Here is a 21,123-nt window from a genome sequence, read left to right on the forward strand (position 1 = left end):
TCAAGACATCGAGTCGGTGATCACCCGAACGTGTGGCCGGGCTTGACGGCGTCGACTCGACGCGAATCGCTTCAGGCGGTCGGCCAGGTGAGCGTGGTGGTCGACGTGGGTATCTTGCTCGGGTCGGAGCCGGCCAGCAGGATGTGGACGTCGGACTCGGATGCGCCCGCCGGTTGCCGATAACAGGCGTAGATCACGGTGTGGACGGTCGCGCCGGAGGGCGCGTTCTCGCGAGCCCAGTGCAGCGCGTCGTGGACGTCGCATTCGGTGAGTTCGTATTCGACGGCGGTCCACGCGTCATGCCCGGTGTCGTCGGCGATGGCGCGCCAGAATTCGACCAAGTAGCTGGGCGCATCGGTGCTGACGACATTCCCGGATCCCGTGTATCCATCGGTCACCTTCATTGCGGGAGGATGTCATACCCCGCACGGAAGAGTCGCCGTCGGGCTGTCCAGGACCGCGGCTTGGGGGATGCCGCGCCAGACCGCGTTCACTGAAGCCCTGCCGAACCAGACCGTGTTCCCGGTACCGTCGCAGTTGTATCCGATCCGCTTGTTCTCGACGGAGACCTGGCCGGCGTTGGTCGAGGTCGGAGCGTCACCGTGCGCGGTTGTCGTCCCGCCGATCACGGCGTACATCTGGCCGGTCAAAGAGATGGTGTCCATGACCTCGTCGCAGGTTATTTTCGGCTTGAAGCCGACTACTTTCTTGGCTCCTGAAGTGCGTAGGTAGGTGTTTCCGGTTTTGAGCTCGCAATGCGGCGCGGGGATCACGTTGCCGATGGAGCTCGTGAAGGTGACGGCGTGAGTGACTTCTATAGTGGCAGCGGCAGTTCCCGGTGTGAGAAGGAGCGGGGCGAGAGCGAAAGCCACGAGAATCATCGAGTGCGTTCGATTGATCACGTAGCCCGACGTTACTGGGTGGATAGAGCCCGGCGAAGTTATTCCGGCGGAGATCGCGCGATGGCATGACAACGACTTACGACTTGCGAAATGTGTTCTGTCACCCGAACGTGTGGCCGGGCTTGACGGCCTCCACAAGCACTCGCCGCGAGTGCGCGACGAACTTCCCGTCGGTCTCGATCATCCGGTGGAGTTCCGCGAGTTCGTCGCGGTACTTCCCGACCTCGAATCCCGGCACGATCCAGATCACCTTCCGGAGGAAGTGGACGACCGCGGCGAGGTCGAAGAACTCCATCCGCAGTTTCGCCGGTTCGAGCCGCTCCACCCGGAGCCCCACGGCTTCGGCCTCGACGCGCAGGACGTCGGGCGTCCAGTCGCCGTAGTCCTGCGGGCCGAGGAAGAACTCCTTCAGTTCCCGCACGGTGCCAGCGCCGATCTGCTGCGACAGGAAGGTCCCGCCCGGGCGCAGCACGCGGGCGATCTCTCGCCACGGGTTTTCGATCGGATGGCGGCTGCTCACCAGATCGAAGGACTCGTCGGGGAAGGGCAGCGGCGCGTCGTACTCGGCCTCGACCACCTGTCCGCCGAGGGGCGCGAGAGTCTTCCGCGCCACCTCGACGTTCGGCGGCCAGCCTTCGGTGGCGGCGAGGACCGGCGGCGGCTTCGGGATGCCCGCGAGCACCTCGCCGCCGCCGGTCTGCAGGTCCAGCCCCGCCGAAGCCGCCGCCATCCGTTCGCCGAGCAACCGCGAATAGCCCCACGGCGGCCGTTCCTCGGTGGCCCGGCCTTCGAACCACGAGAAATCCCAGCCTTCGACCGGGACGGCTTCTCCTTCGGCGAGCTGATCTTCGAAAGTCATTCCCGCAGTGTCGGCTCCCCGGCCCGGTGGGGCAACGCGATTAGCTAGCCGGCGTCGGTCGAGCGCTTCCAGAGGTTGATGTCGGCCTCGGTGGCGTAGCGGTCGATCTCGGCCAGCTCCTCGTTCGTGAAGTGCAGGTTCTTCAGCGCGCCGACGTTGTCCTCCAGCTGGGCGACGCTGCTCGCGCCGATCAGCACCGACGTCATCCGCGGGTCGCGCAGGCCCCACGCGAGCGCGAGCTGCGCCAGCGTCTGACCGCGCCGCTGGGCGATCTCGTTCAGTGCCCGGATCTTGCCGAGGGTGCTCTCGGTGATCGTGTCCGGGTTGAGCGACTTCCCTTGCGCAGCACGGGAATTCTCGGGGACGCCGTCGAGGTAGCGGCTGGTCAGCAATCCCTGCGCCAGCGGCGAGAAGGCGATGCAGCCCGCGCCTTCGGCTTCGAGCGTGTCGAGCAGCTTGTCGCCTTCGAGCCAGCGGTTGAACATCGAGTACGACGGCTGGTGGATCAGCAGCGGGGTGCCCAGTTCACGCAGGAGCCGGGCGGCCTCGGCTGTCTTCTCCGACGAGTACGACGAGATGCCGACGTACAGCGCACGTCCGGACCGGACGGCGGTGTCGAGCGCGCCGACCGTCTCTTCGAGCGGCGTCTCGGGGTCGAAGCGGTGCGAATAGAAGATGTCGACGTAGTCCAGGCCCATCCGGCCGAGCGATTGGTCCAAAGAGGACAGCAGGTACTTGCGCGAGCCCCATTCGCCGTACGGGCCGGGCCACATGTCGTAGCCCGCCTTGGTCGAGATGACCAGTTCGTCCCGGTACGGCTTGAAGTCCGACGCCAGCAGCCTGCCGAAGTTCTCCTCCGCCGAGCCGTAGGGCGGGCCGTAGTTGTTGGCGAGGTCGAAATGGGTGATGCCCAGGTCGAACGCGCGCCGCGCGATGTCCCGCTGCGTGCCCAGCGGCTTGTCGTTCCCGAAGTTGTGCCACAGGCCCAGCGAGATCGCGGGCAGCTTCAGGCCGCTGCGCCCGGTGCGGCGGTAGGGGATGCTCTCGTATCGGCCCTCGGCCGCGACATAGGTGCTCACGGCCCGATGCTAGCCGCCGTGAAGAGGGCGGCGACGGACGCGAGGTGGTCTTTGAACGCCGAGGGGCTCTCGACCTCGAAAGGCGCGCCGATCGCGGCGAGGATCAGCACGGGCCAGTCGAAGGTGTCGACGTTCATCGTCAGGCGGCAGGACGTCCCGTCGATCGCTTCGAGCGCGCCGCCGAGGTACCGCACCGCCGATTCGACCCGGTCCTTCGGCGCTTCGACCCGGACCACCAGCGTGTGCGTGGTCGGCCTGGCCTTGATCTGGGCCTCGACGAACTTGACCGCGTCGCCGCCAGGGATCTCGCGCGGCCGGTAGCGGGCGCCGGTGGTGCGCGGCTCGCTGAGCCTGTCGACGCGGAACGTGCGCCAGTCCACCCGGTCGAGGTCCCAGGCCACCAGGTACCAGCGGCGTCCGAGTGAGACGAGCCGGTGCGGCTCGACCAGCCGCGCGGACTCCTCGCCGCCGCGCGCCGCGTAGTCGAACTTCAGCCGCTCGTCGTCCCGGCACGCCTGCGCGATCACCGTCAGGCTGGCGGCGTTGACGCGAGGGCCCGTGACGGCCGCCGGCGTCGTATACGCCTGGAGCGCGTCGACCCGTCGGCGCAGCCGGGGCGGCATCACCTGGACGACCTTCGTCAGCGCCCGGACCGACGTCTCCTCGATGCCCTCCACCGAACCGCTCGCCGCCGTGCGGAGGCCGACCGCGATCGCCACGGCCTCCTCGTCGTCGAGCAGCAGCGGCGGCATGACCGTCCCCGACCGCAGTTGGTAGCCGCCCGCGACGCCGCGGCTCGCGTTGACCGGATAGCCCAGCTCGCGGAGCCGTTCGACGTCGCGCCGCAGCGTCCGTTCGCTCACCTCGAGCCTGTCGCTCAGCTCGATCCCCGACCAGAAGCGGTGTGTCTGCAGAAGGGAGAGCAACCGCAGCATCCGCGCACTCGTGTTCGCCATGAATCCAGGTTCGCTCGCATTCCGGTCAGAAAGTGGCCGGAATTGACTTTAGCGTTGTCCCCATGACGATGACACTGGACACCCCGAGCGGTGTGACCTCGGAAAACACGCCTTCGGCGAAGCCGTACCGCTGGCGCTGGCCCGCGCTGTTCGTGATCCTGACCGGCTCGGTGATGGAGCTGCTCGACATGACGGTCACGAGCATCGCCGGACCGGTCATGCGGGCCTCGCTCGGCGGCGGCACGGCGATGATCCAGTGGCTCGGCGTGGCCTACACCCTGGCGATGGTGTCCGGTCTGCTCACCGGCGGGCGGCTCGGCGACATCTTCGGCCGCAAGCGCATGTTCCTGATCGGCGCGATCGGCTTCGTCGCCGGCTCGCTGTTCTGCGCGGTCGCGGTGAACCCCGAGATGATCATCACCGCTCGGGTGGTGCAGGGCCTCTTCGGCGCCGCGATGGTGCCGCAGGGCCTCGGCATGATGAAGGAGATGTTCGCGGGCAAGGAACTCCAGTCCGCGTTCGGCATGTTCGGCCCGGTGATGGGGCTCGCCGCGGTCGGCGGCCCGATCCTCGCGGGCTGGCTCGTCGACGCCGATCTCTTCGGCACCGGCTGGCGGATGATCTTCCTGATCAACCTGCCGATCGGCGCGCTGGCGGTACTCGCCGCGATCAAGTTCCTCCCCGAGTCCCGTCCCGGCGGTTCGCTCACCCTCGACATCCCCGGTGCGCTGCTCGCGACGACCGGCGCGCTGCTGATCGTCTTCCCGCTGGTGCAGGGGCGTGAGTACGGCTGGCCGCTGTGGACGTTCGCGATGATGGCCGCCGCGGTCGTGGTGTTCGGCGTGTTCGCGTGGTTCGAGAAGCGCAAGAGCCGCCGCGGCGGTGACCCGCTGGTCGAGCCGAGCCTGTTCCGCAAGCGCAGCTTCCTCGCCGGGATGGCGACCGGCACGATCTACTTCGCGGCGTTCTCCGGCTTCGGTCTGGTCTTCACGCTGTACCTGCAGCTCGGGCTCGGTTTCTCGCCGCTCAAGGCCGGACTGACCGGGGTGCCGATGTCGCTGGGGATGATCGTCGGGATGGGCCTGGTGCAGGCGGTGCGCAAGCACGGCCGCAAGGTGCTGCACACCGGTGCGCTGATCATGACCGCCGGCGTGGTCGCCCTCCTGCTGCTCCTCGGCCCGGAGACGGGTCCGTGGCTGATCGCGCCGGCGTTGCTGGTGGTCGGGATCGGCTCGGGGCTGATCATGGGGCCGTACTTCGAGATCGCCCTGTCCGGGGTGGAACCGGCCGAGGCCGGATCGGCGTCGGGCGCGCTGACCTCGCTCCAGCAGGTCGGCGGCGCGCTGGGGCTCGCGTTGCTGGGCACGGTGTTCTTCGACGCGGGGACCGCCGACCCGACCGCCGCCGCCCAGCGGACGTTCTGGGTGGTCGCGGCGATGGTGATGCTCACCTTCGCGGTCGGGTTCCTGCTGCCGAAGCGGATTCGCGACGTAGAGTCGGCCGGGTAGGCGATCGAGCTGGGAGGCCGCGTGGCTGGGACCGGGTACTTCACATCCGTCGAAGACGTGACGGCGAAGCTCGCCGACACCGGCTACCTGGCCTCCGCGGCCGTCGCCACCACGGTGTTCCTCGCGGACGCCCTCGGCAAGCCGTTGCTGATCGAGGGCCCCGCGGGGGTCGGCAAGACCGAGCTGGCGAAGGCGGTCGCGCAGGCGAGCGGCTCCCGGCTCGTGCGGTTGCAGTGCTACGAAGGCGTCGACGAGTCCCGTGCGCTGTACGAGTGGAACCACGCGAAGCAGCTTCTTCGGATCACCGCCGGCAAGGACGAGACGTGGGACGAAGCCCGCAACGACATCTTCGGTGAAGAATTCCTGCTGGCCAGGCCGCTGCTGACGGCGATCAAGGGCGACGAGCCGACCGTCCTGCTCATCGACGAGACAGACAAGGCCGACGTCGAGATCGAGGGGCTGCTGCTGGAGGTGCTCGGCGACTTCCAGATCACCGTCCCGGAACTCGGCACCATCACCGCCGGGCGCAAACCGTTCGTGGTGCTGACCTCCAACGCGACGCGGGAACTTTCGGAGGCGCTGCGCCGCCGGTGCCTGTTCCTGCACATCGACTTCCCCGACGCGGCGCTGGAGCAGCGCATCGTGCGGCTGAAGGTGCCGGGCGTCGACGACGCGCTCGCCGCGTCCGTGGTCAAGGTGATCACCGCGCTGCGGGCGATGGAGCTGCGGAAGGCGCCGTCGGTCGCCGAGACCATCGACTGGGCACGGACCCTGCTGGCGCTCGGTGCGGGCAGCCTCGGCGAGGACGTCGTCCGCGCGAGCCTCGGCGTCATCCTCAAACACCAGGACGACGTCGTGAAGGCGGACGCGCGGCTGGAACTCGGCAAGGTCCTCGACTCGTGAGCGGTGTGCCGGGCAGGCTCGTCGAATTCGTGGAAGCGTTGCGGGAACACGGAATCCCGGCGGGGCCCAGCGAGACGGTCGACGCCGCCGCGGCACTGGAAGTGCTGGGGCTCGACTCCCGCGAGCAGATGCGGGAAGGGCTCGCGGCGGCGCTCGTCCGGCGCGGCGGTCAGCGCGCGGTGTTCGACGCGACCTTCGACATCTACTTCCCGCTCGGCGTTGGCGCGCCGTCGCAGGACCCCGTCGACGATCTGGCCACGCTGCGCGACCGGCTCGCCACGGCGCTCGCGGCGAACGACCAGCCGGAACTGACGCAGCTGGCCGGGCTCGCCGTCGACATGCTGGGGGAGTACGGCGGCACGGCGGGCAGCGGCGGCTGGTCGGCGCACCAGACGTTGGAACGCCTTCAGCCGCAGACCCTCGTGGTCCGCGTGCTCGAAGCGATCCGCGCCGGTTCGCCGTCGGAGGAGTTCACCGACCGGCTGGATCGCGACGACGTCCGCCGCCGCGTCGAGGGTTTCCGCGGTCTCGTGCGGACCGAGGCACGGAGGCGTGTGGCGGAAGTCCGTGGCAGGGAACGGGTTTCGCGGCACGCGGTGCCGCCCGCCGCCGACCGCGTCGACTTCCTGCTCGCCAGCCGGGCGCAACTCGCCGAACTCCGCCGGGTCGTACAGCCGTTGTCACGCAAGCTTGCCACCCGCCTGGCCGCGCGGCGACGGCGGCACGCGCGCGGGCACATCGACCTGCGGCGGACACTGCGGCGCTCGCTGTCCACCGGCGGCGTCCCGATGCGGCCGTCGTACCGGCGGCACCGGCCGGGAAGGCCGGAAATCGTGCTGCTGTGCGACATGTCGGGCTCGGTGGCCGGCTTCGCGAACTTCACCATGCTGCTGGTGCAGGCCCTGCGCGACCAGTTCAGCAAGGTGCGGGTGTTCGCGTTCATCGACGCCTGCGACGAGATCACCCACCTCGTCGACACCGGCGCCGCCGATCCCGAAGACCTCGGCGCGCGAATCCTCGCCGACGCGGAACTGACGCGCTGGGACGGGCACAGCGACTACGGGCACGCACTCGGCGAGTTCGTCGAGCGCTACTCGGACGCGGTGGGCCCCAGGACGTCCATGCTCATCCTCGGTGACGCGAGGACCAACGGCGGCGACCCGAACCTCGACGCGGTCCGCGGGATCGCCGCCGCGGCAAGGCATACGTACTGGCTCAACCCCGAGCGGACCGAGCTATGGTCCACCGGCGACTCCGAGGCGCACGCGTACGCGGAGGTCGTCGAGATGTACGAATGCCGGAACGTGCACCAGCTGACCAAGCTGGTCACGCGGTTGTTGCCCGCTTAAGGCTTCAGTGCCGCTTTTCCGTACGCGTCGGCATTGCTGAAGACTTCCTGCCCGTACTGGGTGGAGTTGTTGTAGGTCAGCACCGCGGTCCACCAGCCGGAGGGGTCTCCGAGGTCGCCGCCCCGCGCGCACATGTACCGCGCGGTCGTCAGGGCCGCGTCGTCGATGTTCTGCGGGTCCGGCGCGGCGCCGTCGCCGCTCGCGCGGACGCCGTACCGCTTCCAGGTGGCGGGCAGGAACTGCATCGGCCCGACCGCGCGGTCCCATTTGGGGTCACCGTCGAGGGCGCCCTTGTCGGTGTCGACGACCGCCAGCACACCGGGGGAGCCGTCGAGCGGGATGCCGATGATCGGCGGCGTCACGATGCCGTCCTCGCCGGCGCGGGAACCGTCGTGCCGGGCGTGCTGGGACTCGGTGCGCCCGATCCCGGCGATGGTCGCCCAGGTGATCTCGCAACGTGGAGTGGTCTTCGCGGTCTTCTCGGCGGCGTTCACGTACGCCCGCAGCGTGCGCGAAGGGATGTCCGTGTTCTCCGACACCTTCGCGATCCAGGCGTCCTTCGCGGGCTCCGCGGGCAGCGGTCCGGCATCACCGGGGATGGCCGAACGCGGGGCGGGCTTGAGCGCGGGGACCACGAATTCCGGCTTGACCGGCACCGGCTCACGGTCGTTGAGGCTGATCACGACCCAGACGGCACCGGCGACCAGGGCGCCCACGACCAGCAGAACGAGCATCACGCAGCCACGCGGGCCGCGTTTCGGGGGCGGCTGCTGCCACTGATCCATCAGGTCCAGGGTCGAAGGGGACGAAGCGGTCACCGGTTCCACGGTACGTGACGAATGTGGAGAACTTGTGTGGCCCGCCGTCCGGGTGATGCGGACCACGACCCGCATTTCGTCCTCTGAATGCGGTTCTTGCGCGTGCAACTACCGCAAGTAGAGGACCAACTGCGGGGCGCGATCGCCCCGTTTGCCCTGTTGACAGCGCTTCATCCCGATGGTGAGACTAGTCCGCGTTAGGAAGGTTTCTTAACGAGGGCTCGCCGCGCCCCTGCTCCACGGAACGCAACGATGCTTCTGAAGGAGGCACAAAGTGGTACGCCCAAGATGGCGGGCGGCGCTGGTCACGGTGCTCGCGGCCGCCTCGGTCCCGATTTCCGCCCAGGCCGCTTCCGCGGCTCCCGTCCAGTACGAATCCGAGGACGCGACGATCTCGCGCGGCGTGGTCGAAGCCAATCACACCGGCTTCACCGGCTCCGGCTTCGTGAACTACGACAACGTCACCGGTAGCTACGTCGAGTACACCGTCAACGCGGCGCAGGCCGGGCAGCATACGCTGACCTTCCGCTACGCCAACGGCACCACCGCCAACCGCCCGCTCGACATCACCGTCAACGGCTCCCTCGCCGTCGACGACCTCGGGTTCGCCGGCACCGGCGCGTGGACGACCTGGCGCACCGTCACCACGACGGTGACCCTCGTCGCGGGCAGCAACAAGATCCGCACCACCGCCGTCACGTCGAACGGCGGCCCCAACGCGGACTCGCTCTCGGTCGAAGGCAGCGGCGGTCCGGGAGCCGGGACACCGGTGTCCATCAACGGAAAGCTCCACGTCTGCGGCGTCAAACTGTGCAACCAGTACGGCAAGCCCATCCAGCTGCGGGGGATGAGCACGCACGGGATCCAGTGGTACAGCCAGTGCGTGAAGACCGCCTCGCTGGACGCGCTGGCCAACGACTGGAAGGCCGACATCCTGCGGGTCGCCATGTACATCCAGGACGACGGCTACGAGAGCAACCCGCGCAAATTCACCGACATGGTGCACAACTACATCGAAGAGGCGACGAAACGCGGGATGTACGTCCTCGTCGACTGGCACCAGCTCGACCCCGGTGACCCGAACGAGAACACCGACCTGGCCAAGACGTTCTTCGCCGAGATCGCCCAGCGGCACAAGGACAAGGTCAACATCATCTACGACGTCGCGAACGAGCCCAACGGCGTCAGCTGGGCGGACGTGAAGCGGTACGCCGAGGAGGTCATCCCGGTGATCCGCGCCCAGGACCCGGACAGTGTCGTCTTCCTCGGTACGCACGGTTGGTCGACCTTCGGCATCTCCGACGGCCGCGACGAGAACGACATCCTGGACAACCCGGTGAACGCGACCAACATCATGTACACGTTCCACTTCTACGCGGCGTCGCACCAGGACGAGCATTACGACGCGCTGGCGCGGACGGCCGACAAGATCCCGGTGTTCGTCACGGAATTCGGCACCCAGACCTACACGGGCGACGGCGGGAACGACTTCACGTACTCGCAGAAGTACCTGGATCTGCTGGCCGCCAAGAAGATCGGCTGGACGAACTGGAACTTCTCCGACGACTTCCGCTCCGGTGCCGTGTTCAAGACCGGAACCTGCGCCGGGAACTCCTTCACCGGCACTTCGATGCTGAAGCCCGCCGGCGTCTGGGTGCGGGACCGCATCCGCACACCGGACGACTTCCCGACCGGCTGACCCCCCGCGTTTCGTCCTCTGGATGCGGTAGTTGCACGCGCAAGTACCGCATCCAGAGGACTAATTGCGTCAGCTGAGCCAGGCGTCGATCTCCGCGTGGAGGGAGCGCTTGAGCTCGGTAGGCGCGAAGGACGCGTCGACGGACGCGCGGGCGAGCCCGGCGAGCGCGTGATCGTCATAGGCGAACGCCTCCCGGGTGCGCAGGAACTCGTCGGTCAGCGTCGTTCCGGTGATCGACGGGACGTCGGTGCTGAGGGTGACCACGAGCCCGGCGTCGACCAGCCGGGGGAGCGGGTGCTCCTCGAACGACGGCACCAGCCCGAGCGTCACGTTCGACGACGGGCAGACCTCCAGCGCGATTCCGCGTTCCCGCACTTCGGCGACCAGCGCGAGATCCTCCAGGATCCGGATGCCGTGGCCGATCCGTTCGCTGTGCCCGGCTTCCAGCGCCTCGCGGATGCTGGCCGGGCCGGCGTCCTCCCCGGCGTGGTGGATCAGGTGCAACCCCGCCTCCTCGGCTTCGTCGCAGATCCCGGCGAACGGCGCGAGCGGGTACTTCTCCTCCCCGGCGAGCCCGATCGCGAACACGCCGTCCGGGGCATACCGGCGGGCGAGATCGAGGGTGAGCCGGGCGCGTTCGACCGAGCGGCGGCGCGAATGGTCCAGGATCACCCGCCAGTGGAGCCCGTGTTCGGCGGCGCCCGCCGACAGTCCTTTGAGGACGGACTCCAGCGGCATGTCCGGCTCGCCCAGCCGTTCGCCGTGCGAAGCCGCCGTGAAGGTGACTTCGGCGTAGCGGACGCCGTCCGCGACCTGGTCCTCGCAGAACTCGCGCGCCACCCGTTCGAAGTCCTCCGGTCTCCGCAGGCAGGACCGCAGCAGCCCGTTGTAGTCGCCGAACGCGCGGAACCCGTCGAACACCGGTTGTTCCGCGGGGACGGCGATGCCGTTCGCCTCTCCGATGTCACGGAGCGTGTCCGGTCTGACGGTACTTTCGAGGTGGACGTGCAGATGGGCCTTGGGCAGCAGCGAAAGATCCCGCATGAGCACGAATTTAGTGGTCGTGACCGTCGGCGCGCGCCCCGTTTTCCGGCGGAATGAGTGATTCGGCTCGCCGCGGGGAACCCAGGAGCCATCACCGGTCGTTGAGCAGGACAACCAGACGACCCCGACGAAAGGGACCACCGTGGCTCTACTGCGGAAGTTGACCGCCCTGGCCGGCACCGCCACGGCCGTGCGCGCCTACGTGCGGAAGAACCCCGAGAAGGTCTCCAAGGCCGTGAACAAGGCCGCGACCTTCGTCGACCACAAGACCAAGGGCAAGTACCACAGCCAGATCGACGGCGCGGTGCGTAAGGTCGACGGGATGACCGGACGACCGCCGCGCCGCCCCTACGAGCACTAGGCGTCCGCGAGCGTCTCGAGGATCTGCTCGCCGTACTTCGCGAGCTTGTTCTCGCCGACGCCGCTGACCGTGCCCAGCTCCTGCAGCGTGGCCGGCCGTTTGGTGGCGATCTGGCGCAGGGTCGCGTCGTGGAAGATCACGTACGCGGGCACCCCCTGCTCCTTCGCCGCCGCGGCCCGCCACGACCGCAGCAGTTCGAACACCGGCGCCGCCTCGGCGGGCATGTCGGCGGCCGCGGCCTTCTTCGCGCTGGAGCGGGCCGCGGCCTTCGCCGCCCGCTCCGGCTCGCGCCGCAGCTGGACCTTCCGTGACCCGTTCAGCACCTCCGCGCTGCCCTCGGTCAGCACCAGCGAGCCGTAGTCGCCCTCGACCGCCGCGAGCCCCTGCGCCAGGAGCTGCCGCACGACGGCCCGCCACTCCGGCTCCTTCAGCTCCGTGCCGATGCCGAAGACCTTCAACGTGTCGTGCCGGTGCTGGGTCACCTTCGGGGTCGATTTGCCGAGCAGGATGTCGATGATCTGCCCGGCGCCGAACTTCTGCCGCCGCTCGTTCTGCAGCCGGACGATGGTCGAGAGGAGCTTCTGCGCCGGGATGGTGCCGTCCCAGGTCTCCGGCGGTGCCAGGCAGGTGTCGCAGTTGCCGCAGGGCTCGCTCCGCTGGCCGAAGTAGCTCAGCACCTGCACACGGCGGCATTCGACCGTCTCGCACAACGCCAGCATCGCGTTGAGGTGCGCGCTCAGCTGTCGCTTGTGCGCGTCGGATCCCTCCGAGGTGTCGATCATCTTGCGCTGCTGGACGACGTCCTGGAGGCCGTACGCCAGCCACGCCGTCGAGGGCAGCCCGTCGCGGCCCGCGCGACCGGTCTCCTGGTAGTAGCCCTCGATGGACTTCGGCAGGTCCAGGTGTGCGACGAACCGGACGTCCGGCTTGTCGATGCCCATGCCGAACGCGATCGTCGCGACGACGATCAGCCCGTCCTCGCGCAGGAACCGCGACTGGTGCTTCGCGCGGGTGCGCGCGTCGAGGCCGGCGTGATAGGGCACCGCCGGGATCCCGTTCTCCACCAGGAAGTCCGCGGTCTTCTCGACCGAGTTCCGCGACAGGCAGTAGACGATCCCGGCGTCGCCCTTGTGCTCGGTGCGCAACAGCTCCAGCAGCTGCCGCTGCGGCGAGTTCTTGCCGACGATGCGGTACTGGATGTTCGGCCGGTCGAAGCTCGCGACGAAATGCCGCGCGTCCTCCAGGTTGAGCCGGGACGCGATCTCGGCGTGCGTCGCCTTCGTGGCCGTCGCGGTGAGCGCGATCCTCGGCACGTCCGGCCAGCGCTCGTGCACCGCGGACAGCATCAGGTAGTCGGGGCGGAAGTCGTGACCCCACTGGGAGACGCAGTGCGCCTCGTCGATCGCGAACAGCGAGATCTTGCCGCGGTCGAGCAGCCGCACCGTCGATTCGACCGAAAGCCGCTCGGGCGCCAGGTACAGCAGGTCCAGCTCGCCGGAGAGGAACGCGGCCTCGACCTTGCTGCGCTCGGCGTAATCCTGCGTCGAGTTCAGGAAACCCGCGCGCACGCCGAGGTTGCGCAGGGCGTCGACCTGGTCCTGCATCAACGCGATCAGCGGCGAGATCACCACGCCGACGCCCGGGCGGACCAGCGCGGGGATCTGGTAGCACAGCGACTTCCCGCCGCCGGTGGGCATGAGGACGAGCGCGTCACCGCCTGCGATGACGTGTTCGACGATGGCGTGCTGGTCGCCGCGGAAGTCGTCGTAGCCGAAGACGCGGTTCAGCGTTTCAAGGGCTTCCGAGGTACCGATGTCGGGGGCTGCCACCCGGACGATTCTAGGGGCGGGGTCCGACAGTCCCCGCGCGCCTAGTCTTCGGCGGCCTTCCGCCGTTCGCGGCGGCCGCGGGCGATCTCGGTGGCGAGCGCGTCGAGCGGTCCGGCCCAGAACCGCCGGTACTGCTCCAGCCAGCCGTCGATCTCCTTGAGCGGGCCCGGATCGACCGAATACAGCCGTCGCGCGCCCTCGGCACGGACCGTGGTGAAGCCGTTCTCGCGCAGGACTCTCAGATGCTGGGAGACCGCGGGCTGCGAGATCCCGAACTCGGCGCGGACCACGGTGGTCACGTCGCCGGAACTCTGTTCCCCGCCCGCCAGCAGTTCCAGGATCCGGCGGCGTACCGGATCACCGAGGACGTCGAACGCGTGCATCCGGCAACTATCACGGCCTGGGCTTATATAAGTCAAGGTTGTAAGGCCGGGGACACCTCGCGGTGGCATCGTGGGGCCGGAGACGCCGGAAGGGGAATCGATGAAACTGGCCGAAGTGGTGGCCGACGGGTTCGGCCGCGTCCAGGAAGTAGTGCACGCCGCCGTAGAGGGGCTGAACGCCGATCAGCTGATCGCGAGCCCGGCACCGGGCGCGAACACGATCGCGTGGCTGGTCTGGCATCTGGCCCGGGTGCAGGACGATCACGTCGCCGATCTGATGGACACCGAGCAGCTCTGGACCGCGCAGGACTGGGTCGGCCGCTTCGGGCTGCCCTTCCCGGCGTCGGACATCGGGTACGGGCATCGCCCCGAGGACGTCGAGGCGGTCCGTGTCGGCTCCGCCGACCTGCTGACCGGGTACTACGACGCGGTGCACGAGGCGACGGCGGCTTGGGTCGCCGGACTCGGGGAGGCCGACCTCGACCGTATCGTCGACGAGGCGTGGGACCCGCCCGTCAGCCTCGGGGTTCGCCTGGTCAGCGTGCTGTCCGACGACCTCCAGCACGCCGGGCAGGCGGCGTACGTCCGCGGGCTCGTACTCCGCGATACGTAGCCGAGGAGCCGCTCCACGACGGACGACGGGGGCCCCGCCCGCGGAAACACTGGTCGCATGAGTACTTCCACAGTGCGGCGACCGCTCACCCCGCGGTGGCGGAAACTCGTCCTCGTCGTCCATGTCGTTTCGTCACTCGGCTGGCTCGGGATCACCATGGTGAACGCGGTCCTGACCTTCACCTCCGTGTTCACCGACGACGCGCGGCGCCAGCACGCCGCCATCCTGATGATGGAGCAGATCGGCGGCTACCTGCTGCCGTCGGTCAGCCTGACCGCCCTGATCAGCGGGATCGTGCTCAGCGTCGGCACGAAATGGGGATTGATCCGGTACAAGTGGGTCGCGATCAAACTCGTGCTGACCCTGATCGCCGCCGGGCTGACGTTGTTCTCGCTGCTGCCGGGGATCAGCGAGCTGGCGGCCGCGGTCGAGTCCACTATGGACGGTGTGTTCGTGGAAGCGGGCCGTCGCGTGGACGGGTTCTATCCGATCATCGTGTCCACGACGATGTACGTGACCATGACCGTGCTGTCGGTGTACAAGCCGGGCGGCAAGACACCGTATGGACGCCGGGTGACCGCTACGCGCGTTCGTGACCGGCAGCCGGCTTAGAACTGTTCGAGGGCTTCGTCGATACGCGCCGCCTCGGCGCGCAGGCCGTCCAGGACGGTCTGCGCGGACGCGGTCTCCTCGTTCGCCGTCTCTTCTTCGAGTTCGGCGTCGGCGAGGCGCCGTCGGAGGTCGTTCGCCTTCTCCGTGAGCTTCTCGGCCCGGCGCTCGGCGCGGGAAAGATCGATCTCGGCCTGCTTGAGGGCCTTCGCGAGATCGGCCGCCTCGCGCCGGAGCCGGTTGAACTCCGCCACCCGCTTCTGTTCGCGTTCGGCCTCTTCGCGGGCCTTGTCGATCCGCTCCTGTTCGGCCTTCTCGGCGGCCGCGCGTTTGGCCTTCCGTCGATCGTCCAAATGCGACACGGTGGCCGGTTTTTCGCGCTCCGGCGCGGGTTTCCGCTTCGGCTGCGGGGTGAATCCACTGGTCAGCCATTGGTCGCCGGTGCTGTCCGCGCCGCTGCTCAGCCGTCCGGCGAGGGCGAGTGCCGCCACTTCGGGATCGGCCACGACGGCTTCGAGGGTGGCTTCGACGTCGCGGCTGACGGATTCACTCATCGAACGTTCGTCCCGCAGGATCCGGTTCACCAGCTCCTGGCGCCGCTTGGCGAGTTTGCGCAGGTCTTCACCGGCCAGCGCCGAATGCGCCTTGCGCAGCTCGTCGCCCAGCTTGGCCAGCTCCGTCAGCTCAGGGGAACCGGCACGGCGATTGAGGATCGTGGCCGCGAGCGTCGGCTTCCGCAGAGCGCGGATACGCTCGGCCAAGGCCGCGTCACCCGCGGCCTTGGCTTCTTTCGCCCGTTGGTTGCGCACCGCGACGAACTCGGCCGGATCGCCGGCGTAGAGCTCGTCCGCGACCTCGTCGAAGTCCATCGCCCTCCGCAGGTTCAGTGGCCGTACCCGTCCGCCGATGATCCCACGACACTCCGCGGCTTTCACCTTTTCGGAATTACCCGGAGCCGGTCGGAGCAAGGGTGGATCGGCACTTTGGAGGTGGCGCGACCCGGACCGCGGAACAACGATGAGCGAGGGGGAAGCCATCAGCCGCTGGAGGTACGAATGTCCGTGACCGAACGCGCTCCCGTTTCCCCACAGTCGAATTTCCTGGGCTCAGGACCCTATCCGGAACACAAAGGGCGCATCGTCCTCTGGTCCGTCCTCGCCGGCTTCGCGCTGACGGTGATCTGGTCGGCACCCTTTGTGGACAGTGTGATCGGCGACAGCGTCGCCAACACCCTCCTGGGACACGACGCCAAGGCGACCCCGATCGGCGGGTTGCTGGCCGGAACGTTCTTCGCCTTCGTTTCGGGCCTCGCCGGAACCTTCACCGCGTGCAACATCGCCGCCTTCGGTGCCGTCGCCCCGCTTGTCGGCGGCGGAACCGCCGGACGGCCCAAGTTCACCGACACTGTGAAACCGCTGGGCTGGATCGCGGCGGGCATGCTGACGGTTTCCGTGGTGTACGGCGTCATCGTCGCGCTCGTGGGCACCCGGATGCCGCAGTTCTCGACCGCTTCGTCGCCGGGCGGGCTCACGCCGCGGAACATCCAGTCGATGATCGTCTACGGCGTGATCGGGATCGTGTTCATCGTGCTGGGCCTGGCTTCCGTCGGACTCGTCCGCAACCCGATCGCCGGTCTCACCCGCCGGTTCCCGCCCGCGCCGCTCGTCCTGATGGGCGCGCTCATCGGCGGATTCCTGATCGGCAGGCCATTCCCGCTGTTCCGGATGATGTTCCGCAGCGCGGCCGAAAGCCACAACGTCTTCTACGGCGCCGCGGCGTTCGCCCTGCAGTCGGTGGGCAACATCGTGGTGATGGCGCTGTTGTTCCTGGTGCTCACCCACGGCACGGGCGGGCGGCTGCAGCGATGGATGCTCGCGAAGCCCACCAGGATCGCCGTGGTGACCGGTGCCGCGTTGCTGGTCGCCGGCACGTTCACGCTGCTGTATTGGGACCTGCGGGTGCTCGGCCGGACCGGCGTCATCTGGTATCCGACCATCAAGTGGTGAACAGCCGCGCCAGCACCTGTTCGACCGAGTCCTGAAGGCACCTCGCCGCGTCCTCCTGGCCGGCGAGGTGTTTCAGCAGACCTTGCTGGAACAGGCCGTCGAAGAGCGCGTACGTCGTCGAGGGTGCGAAATCCGCCGGCTTGCCCAGCAGTTCCGCGTACCGCGACACGACCCGCCAGATCATCAGTTCGAGTGCCTCGTCGATGGCCAGCACCTCGGCCTGGAACAGCTTCTCGAACAGGCTCTGGTTGCGCAGGTCGTACCAGAGCCTGTGCAGCCGGGCGTTTTCACACAGCGTGGCAGCGGTCGCGGCGCCGAAGGCGGTCTTCAGCTCTTCGGCCGTCTCCGCGGTCTCGACCATCCGGTCGTACCGGGTGACGCATTCGGCCTTGTACTGCTTGACGCAGTAGGTGATCAGCTCGGCCTTGTTGCGGAAGTAATAGTGCAGCACGCCGTGGGAGAACTCGGAGTTCTGCGCTATCTCCCGCAGGCTCGTGCGCGCGTAGCCCAGTTCGGACAAGGTGACCAGCGCCGACATCGCCAGCTGTGCGCGCCGTTGGTCGAACCTGTCCACCTGGCGGGTTTTGTCACCACTGCGGTCCGCCACGTCGGTCACGGTTCCCGGTTCCCGTCGCCTCGGGTGCCCGCCCGTCCACGAGCACGTCGTCGGATTCTAGACCGGGAAAGGGTTTTCTGGCGTCCGACAGAATTACTCGAGCCATTCGGTGATGAAATGGTCGCTTTCGTGGATGTGGACTGCTTCGTAGACTTCCGGGCCGATCACGGCGAACTTGTGCGGCGTCTCCGCCGGAACGACCAGGACGTCGCCCGCCCCGCCTTCGCGCTCGGAGTCGCCGATGGTGAACCTGGCCCGGCCGTGGACGATGACGAAGGTTTCGCGATACGGGTGCTGGTGCAGCCTCGGTCCGGAACCGTCGACTGCGGTCCGTTCGCGGATGATCGAGACTCCGGAGCCGATGTCGCGGCCTTCGACGTTTTCCAGGGTTTCGGTGGTCATTCCGCCACTGTAACCCTGGTCGCGGGCACCGTGGCCCTATTCGCCGCGCTCGACCACGAACGCCGAAAGGCCGACGAGCAGTGCCCGGGCGGGCCGGTCGGGGAGACTGAGCGCGAGGTCCTTCGCCTTGGCCGCGTACCCGTGTGCCTCGGCGAGGGCACGCACGACGCCGGCGGAGTCGCGCAAGAGCCTCAGCGCCTCCTGACGGACCGCCGGATCGGAAACCGGACCGTGCCCGATGATCTCGCGCAAACGAGCCGCACCGGGCCCGTCGTCGTCGAGCGCGTGGAGCATCGGCAAGGTGACGATGCCTTCGCGGAGATCCGTTCCCGCGGACTTCCCGAGGTCGTTGGTGGACGCCGAGATGTCGAGGACGTCGTCGGAGATCTGGAACGCCACGCCGATCAGTTCTCCGTACTGGCCCAACGTTTCGATGGTCCGCTCATCCGCACCCGACACCTGCGCGCCGAGCCTGCCCGCCATCGCGATCAGCGACGCGGACTTGTCGGCCATCACCTGGATGTGGTGTTCGTGCGGTGCGTGACGGCCGCAGTCTTCGAACGGCCCCGTCGTCTCCAGGAACTGGCCGCGCACGAGCCTGCCGAACGTCTCCGCCTGCGAGCGCAACGCGTAGTCACCGAGCCCTGCCCCGACCCGCGCCGCGCAGGCGAGCACGTAGTCTCCGAGCAAGACGGCCTTCTTGTTGCCCCACAAGGAGTTCGCGCTGGTGACCCCGTGCCGCATCGGCGCTTCGTCCATGACGTCGTCGTGGTAGAGCGTCGCCACGTGGACGAGCTCGACGAGTACGGCCGCCGAGATCGCCTCGTCCCGGCCGTCGCCGAACGCGGCTCCGGCCAACGCCATCAACGGGCGCAACCTCTTCCCGCCCGCGCGGACGAGATGAGTGGCGGCTTCGGTGAGTTCCGGATGACCTGGGCTGCGCAACACCTCCTGAAGTCTTTCCTCGACCAGGGCGAGCCCGGTGCGGAGTTCGGCGGCGAACCGCATATGCCGCTCGAGGGCCGGGTCCAGCCCGAGTTCCGTGACGATCGTGGTCGTGTTCACGCCCTCCAGCATCCGAGCCGGAGGCGCGCGACCGCCTGACGCGCGGGAGGGAGATCGCTCCCTCCCGAGAGGGAAACCGCCCGGTCAGAAGGGCGGCTCCGGATTTCCGGCGGCCACCGGCGTTCGCTCCCAGGCGCCGTCCGAGGGTGTGCCCGCCGAACTCCGGCCCGCCTTGTTGACCTTCGCCGTGGCATACCGCAGCGACGGGCCGATCTCGTCGACGTCGAGCTCCACCACCGTGCGTTTCTCGCCGTCCTTGGTTTCGAACGATCGCTGTTTCAGCCTGCCCTGCACGATCACCCTGGTCCCCCTGGTGAGCGATTCGGCCAGGTTCTCCGCGGCCTGCTTCCACAGCGCGCAGCGCAGGAACAGCGGGTCTCCGTCACGCCATTCCCCGCTCGCGCGGTCCAGGACGCGTGGCGTCGACGCGACCGTGAAGTTCGCTACCGCGGCTCCCGACGGGGTGAACTTCAGCTCCGGGTCGGTCGTCAGGTTGCCGATCACCGTGAGCACCGTTTCTCCGGCCATGGGACTTTCCTCCTCCGCTTCGGCGCGCGGCCCCGGACGGGCCCGCTGTCGCCTGGGAACAGGAGACCACCGGGGTACGACAGTTTTCGGCGTCCCGCGGCGAACGGATGTCATGAAAGGGCCGTTCAAGACGGAAAGTGTCCTGAACGGCCCTTTCATGACATCCTGGCGGCCGAAACGCACTCGCCGAGCCGGGCGAGCCCTTCGTCGATGCGGTCGGAACCGACCAGGCCGTAACCGATCACCAGACCGCCGCGCGTTCCTCCGTACGTCGACAGGCTTTCGACGGCCACCCCGGCCCGAGCCGCTTCGGCGACCGCACTGTCCACAGTGACCGTCGCTTGTGGAGAGACCGGCGCGCACAGATGGAGTCCGGCGCTGGACGGGACGATGTCCAGCACGTCACGCAATTCGTCGCGCACGAAGGCCAGGATCCGGTCCCGTCGCACCGAATACTCCCTGATGGCCTTGCGTACGTGGCGGGCGAGCAGGCCCTCGTCGATGAAACTCGCCAAAGCCGATTGCGTGACGAGGTCGCCGTGCCAGTCCATGAGCTGCTTCGCCTGCCGCAGCGCCGGTCGCAGCGAGGCGGGCGCGACGAGGAAACCCAATCGCAGCAAGGGAAGCAGTGTCTTCGAGAAGGATCCGACGTAGAGCACCCTGCCGTCGTGGTCCAGGCTTTGGAGCGGTTCGAGCGGCCGATCCGAGAAGCGGTACTCGCTGTCGTAGTCGTCCTCGATGATCACCGCGTCGTTCCGTTCCGCCCACGCCAGCAACGCCGTCCGCCTGGCGAGTGACATCGGCGTGCCGAGCGGGAACTGGTGCGAGGGCGTCGTATAGATCAATCGAGTGCCCTTCGCGAGCGCGGTGACGTCGAGCCCCTCGGCGTCCACCGGCACCTTCACGATCCGGGCGCCGTGGGCGGTGAAAAGCCGTTCGGCCGGGGGATAGCCGGGATCTTCGACGGCGACCCGCGTACCGGGTTCGATCAGGACCCGGCCGATCAGGTCGAGGGCCTGTTGCGCGCCCTGGGTGACCAGAACGTCCTCGACGCCGGCTCGCACGGATCGGGCGGCGCCGATGTGCCGGGCGATCGCCACTCGCAGTGCTTCGAGCCCGGCGGGATCGGCGTACCCCGATGGCGGCAGCAGCGACGGCCGGAGCGCCTGGCTGACCAGCCGTCGCCAGGTCCGCAGCGGGAAGAGGGCCGGATCCGGGGTGCCGACCCGGAAGTCGAACGCGGGCCGGACGTCGCCGGGAGGGTCCGGCAGCGAACTCCACCGCGCGACGGGGCGCACCCCGGTGCCCGCGGGCGCGGCGCGCTTCGAACGCGCCACGAAGCCGGGGCTGACGAACGTCCCGCGTCCGACATGGCTGTCGAGGAAGCCTTCGGCGGTGAGCCGTTCGTAGGCGACCGCGACGGTATTGCGCGAGACGTCGAGCTCGCGGGCCAATTCCCTGGTCGGAGGCAGGCGCTCCCCAGCGCGGAGGCGTCCGTCGAGGATGCCGTCACGGAGCTGGCGGTAGATCCGGGCGGCCAGGTCGGTGTGGCCGTCGAGGCTGATGTGGAACGGCACGTCCAGAGGCTATATTG

23 protein-coding genes are annotated in these 21,123 nt (G+C 68.4%); 8 read left to right on the forward strand and 15 right to left on the reverse strand.

From position 1 onward, the window contains the following. Positions 1 to 71: 71 nt before the first annotated feature. The 5 genes from AB8M46_RS39700 to AB8M46_RS39720 form a co-directional block, all read right to left on the reverse strand. On the reverse strand, positions 72 to 404 hold the full coding sequence (locus tag AB8M46_RS39700; protein ID WP_037344946.1) for a hypothetical protein: 333 nt from the start codon (positions 402 to 404) through the stop codon (positions 72 to 74). A gap of 12 nt (positions 405 to 416) precedes the next feature. Then, positions 417 to 902 (reverse strand): hypothetical protein, encoded by a 486-nt coding sequence (locus AB8M46_RS39705; protein WP_394363480.1) that lies wholly within the window; start codon positions 900 to 902, stop codon positions 417 to 419. 100 nt (positions 903 to 1,002) lie between these two features. Then, positions 1,003 to 1,761: a class I SAM-dependent methyltransferase gene (locus tag AB8M46_RS39710; protein ID WP_394363481.1), complete on the reverse strand. Its 759-nt coding sequence runs from the start codon at positions 1,759 to 1,761 to the stop codon at positions 1,003 to 1,005. A 44-nt stretch (positions 1,762 to 1,805) separates the two neighbouring features. Beyond that, the gene (gene mgrA / locus AB8M46_RS39715) at positions 1,806 to 2,840 is read right to left on the reverse strand and encodes an L-glyceraldehyde 3-phosphate reductase (protein WP_394363482.1); all 1,035 of its coding nucleotides are present in this window, start codon (positions 2,838 to 2,840) and stop codon (positions 1,806 to 1,808) included. After that, complete coding sequence (locus tag AB8M46_RS39720) at positions 2,837 to 3,796, reverse strand: helix-turn-helix transcriptional regulator (RefSeq protein WP_394363483.1); 960 nt, start codon at positions 3,794 to 3,796, stop codon at positions 2,837 to 2,839. Before AB8M46_RS39720 ends, mgrA begins: the two co-directional genes overlap by 4 nt. Before the next feature lie 62 nt (positions 3,797 to 3,858). On the opposite strand from AB8M46_RS39720, the gene AB8M46_RS39725 reads away from it, so the two are divergent. From AB8M46_RS39725 to AB8M46_RS39735, 3 genes are read left to right on the forward strand one after another with little or no spacing between them, the layout of a single operon-like run. Continuing rightward, positions 3,859 to 5,304 (forward strand): MFS transporter, encoded by a 1,446-nt coding sequence (locus tag AB8M46_RS39725; protein ID WP_394363484.1) that lies wholly within the window; start codon positions 3,859 to 3,861, stop codon positions 5,302 to 5,304. A gap of 21 nt (positions 5,305 to 5,325) precedes the next feature. After that, positions 5,326 to 6,207: an AAA family ATPase gene (locus AB8M46_RS39730; RefSeq protein ID WP_394363485.1), complete on the forward strand. Its 882-nt coding sequence runs from the start codon at positions 5,326 to 5,328 to the stop codon at positions 6,205 to 6,207. Further along, a complete protein-coding gene (locus AB8M46_RS39735) occupies positions 6,204 to 7,556 on the forward strand; it encodes a VWA domain-containing protein (protein WP_394363486.1) in 1,353 nt (450 codons plus the stop codon). The genes AB8M46_RS39730 and AB8M46_RS39735 overlap by 4 nt, the downstream gene beginning before the upstream one ends. Here the strand turns inward: AB8M46_RS39735 and AB8M46_RS39740 are convergent. Continuing rightward, entirely contained in the window at positions 7,553 to 8,374 is an 822-nt protein-coding gene (locus AB8M46_RS39740; protein ID WP_394363487.1) for a lytic transglycosylase domain-containing protein, read from the reverse strand. The two genes, AB8M46_RS39735 and AB8M46_RS39740, sit on opposite strands and share 4 nt — an antisense overlap. Before the next feature lie 274 nt (positions 8,375 to 8,648). On the opposite strand from AB8M46_RS39740, the gene AB8M46_RS39745 reads away from it, so the two are divergent. After that, entirely contained in the window at positions 8,649 to 10,073 is a 1,425-nt protein-coding gene (locus AB8M46_RS39745) for a cellulase family glycosylhydrolase (protein WP_394363488.1), read from the forward strand. Between the two features lie 69 nt (positions 10,074 to 10,142). Here the strand turns inward: AB8M46_RS39745 and add are convergent, their stop codons facing one another. Next, entirely contained in the window at positions 10,143 to 11,117 is a 975-nt protein-coding gene (gene add, locus AB8M46_RS39750; RefSeq protein WP_394363489.1) for an adenosine deaminase, read from the reverse strand. A 142-nt stretch (positions 11,118 to 11,259) separates the two neighbouring features. Between add and AB8M46_RS39755 the strand changes: the two genes are divergently transcribed. Next, entirely contained in the window at positions 11,260 to 11,478 is a 219-nt protein-coding gene (locus AB8M46_RS39755; protein ID WP_037344960.1) for an antitoxin, read from the forward strand. On the opposite strand, the gene recQ is transcribed toward AB8M46_RS39755, so the two are convergent. Continuing rightward, on the reverse strand, positions 11,475 to 13,307 hold the full coding sequence (gene recQ, locus AB8M46_RS39760; RefSeq protein ID WP_378423922.1) for a DNA helicase RecQ: 1,833 nt from the start codon (positions 13,305 to 13,307) through the stop codon (positions 11,475 to 11,477). The two genes, AB8M46_RS39755 and recQ, sit on opposite strands and share 4 nt — an antisense overlap. 41 nt (positions 13,308 to 13,348) lie before the next feature. Then, on the reverse strand, positions 13,349 to 13,690 hold the full coding sequence (locus AB8M46_RS39765; protein WP_037344963.1) for a helix-turn-helix transcriptional regulator: 342 nt from the start codon (positions 13,688 to 13,690) through the stop codon (positions 13,349 to 13,351). A gap of 100 nt (positions 13,691 to 13,790) precedes the next feature. Here AB8M46_RS39765 and AB8M46_RS39770 point away from each other — a divergent pair, with 100 nt between their 5' ends. Together AB8M46_RS39770 and AB8M46_RS39775 are read left to right on the forward strand one after the other, a co-directional pair. Further along, entirely contained in the window at positions 13,791 to 14,303 is a 513-nt protein-coding gene (locus AB8M46_RS39770; protein ID WP_394363490.1) for a DinB family protein, read from the forward strand. A 57-nt stretch (positions 14,304 to 14,360) separates the two neighbouring features. Continuing rightward, positions 14,361 to 14,915 (forward strand): hypothetical protein, encoded by a 555-nt coding sequence (locus AB8M46_RS39775; RefSeq protein ID WP_394363491.1) that lies wholly within the window; start codon positions 14,361 to 14,363, stop codon positions 14,913 to 14,915. Here the strand turns inward: AB8M46_RS39775 and AB8M46_RS39780 are convergent. After that, positions 14,912 to 15,781, reverse strand: coding sequence for a hypothetical protein (locus AB8M46_RS39780; RefSeq protein WP_394363492.1), 870 nt, complete (start codon positions 15,779 to 15,781; stop codon positions 14,912 to 14,914). The genes AB8M46_RS39775 and AB8M46_RS39780 overlap by 4 nt on opposite strands. A gap of 186 nt (positions 15,782 to 15,967) precedes the next feature. Here AB8M46_RS39780 and AB8M46_RS39785 point away from each other — a divergent pair, with 186 nt between their 5' ends. Then, positions 15,968 to 16,918: a hypothetical protein gene (locus AB8M46_RS39785; RefSeq protein WP_394363493.1), complete on the forward strand. Its 951-nt coding sequence runs from the start codon at positions 15,968 to 15,970 to the stop codon at positions 16,916 to 16,918. Here the strand turns inward: AB8M46_RS39785 and AB8M46_RS39790 are convergent. The 5 genes from AB8M46_RS39790 to AB8M46_RS39810 all read right to left on the reverse strand — a co-directional run bounded on the left by AB8M46_RS39790 (position 16,908) and on the right by AB8M46_RS39810 (position 21,106). Further along, complete coding sequence (locus AB8M46_RS39790) at positions 16,908 to 17,534, reverse strand: TetR/AcrR family transcriptional regulator (RefSeq protein ID WP_125735237.1); 627 nt, start codon at positions 17,532 to 17,534, stop codon at positions 16,908 to 16,910. The genes AB8M46_RS39785 and AB8M46_RS39790 overlap by 11 nt on opposite strands. 93 nt (positions 17,535 to 17,627) lie before the next feature. Continuing rightward, the gene (locus tag AB8M46_RS39795; protein WP_037344971.1) at positions 17,628 to 17,936 is read right to left on the reverse strand and encodes a cupin domain-containing protein; all 309 of its coding nucleotides are present in this window, start codon (positions 17,934 to 17,936) and stop codon (positions 17,628 to 17,630) included. Between the two features lie 36 nt (positions 17,937 to 17,972). Then, positions 17,973 to 19,001, reverse strand: coding sequence for a polyprenyl synthetase family protein (locus tag AB8M46_RS39800; RefSeq protein WP_394363494.1), 1,029 nt, complete (start codon positions 18,999 to 19,001; stop codon positions 17,973 to 17,975). Positions 19,002 to 19,085: 84 nt separating this feature from the next. Beyond that, positions 19,086 to 19,529 carry a single-stranded DNA-binding protein gene (locus AB8M46_RS39805; protein WP_037344974.1) on the reverse strand — a complete coding sequence of 148 codons (444 nt, stop codon included), beginning with the start codon at positions 19,527 to 19,529 and terminating at the stop codon, positions 19,086 to 19,088. Positions 19,530 to 19,684: 155 nt separating this feature from the next. Next, a complete protein-coding gene (locus AB8M46_RS39810; protein WP_394363495.1) occupies positions 19,685 to 21,106 on the reverse strand; it encodes a PLP-dependent aminotransferase family protein in 1,422 nt (473 codons plus the stop codon). Between the last annotated feature and the right edge of the window lie 17 nt (positions 21,107 to 21,123).

Origin of the sequence: Amycolatopsis sp. SB7-3 (assembly GCF_041021335.1) — a bacterium.
GTDB lineage: Bacteria > Actinomycetota > Actinomycetes > Mycobacteriales > Pseudonocardiaceae > Amycolatopsis > Amycolatopsis japonica.

What these genes read in the sequence shown, in the direction of transcription:
- AB8M46_RS39700 (WP_037344946.1), bottom strand. Translation starts at nt 404, where the DNA reads ATGAAGGTGACCGATGGATACACGGGATCCGGGAATGTCGTCAGCACC.
- AB8M46_RS39710 (WP_394363481.1), bottom strand. Translation starts at nt 1,761, where the DNA reads ATGACTTTCGAAGATCAGCTCGCCGAAGGAGAAGCCGTCCCGGTCGAA.
- AB8M46_RS39720 (WP_394363483.1), bottom strand. Translation starts at nt 3,796, where the DNA reads ATGGCGAACACGAGTGCGCGGATGCTGCGGTTGCTCTCCCTTCTGCAG.
- AB8M46_RS39725 (WP_394363484.1), top strand. Translation starts at nt 3,859, where the DNA reads ATGACGATGACACTGGACACCCCGAGCGGTGTGACCTCGGAAAACACG.
- add (WP_394363489.1), bottom strand. Translation starts at nt 11,117, where the DNA reads ATGCGGGATCTTTCGCTGCTGCCCAAGGCCCATCTGCACGTCCACCTC.
- AB8M46_RS39765 (WP_037344963.1), bottom strand. Translation starts at nt 13,690, where the DNA reads ATGCACGCGTTCGACGTCCTCGGTGATCCGGTACGCCGCCGGATCCTG.
- AB8M46_RS39770 (WP_394363490.1), top strand. Translation starts at nt 13,791, where the DNA reads ATGAAACTGGCCGAAGTGGTGGCCGACGGGTTCGGCCGCGTCCAGGAA.
- AB8M46_RS39775 (WP_394363491.1), top strand. Translation starts at nt 14,361, where the DNA reads ATGAGTACTTCCACAGTGCGGCGACCGCTCACCCCGCGGTGGCGGAAA.
- AB8M46_RS39780 (WP_394363492.1), bottom strand. Translation starts at nt 15,781, where the DNA reads ATGGACTTCGACGAGGTCGCGGACGAGCTCTACGCCGGCGATCCGGCC.
- AB8M46_RS39785 (WP_394363493.1), top strand. Translation starts at nt 15,968, where the DNA reads ATGTCCGTGACCGAACGCGCTCCCGTTTCCCCACAGTCGAATTTCCTG.
- AB8M46_RS39795 (WP_037344971.1), bottom strand. Translation starts at nt 17,936, where the DNA reads ATGACCACCGAAACCCTGGAAAACGTCGAAGGCCGCGACATCGGCTCC.
- AB8M46_RS39805 (WP_037344974.1), bottom strand. Translation starts at nt 19,529, where the DNA reads ATGGCCGGAGAAACGGTGCTCACGGTGATCGGCAACCTGACGACCGAC.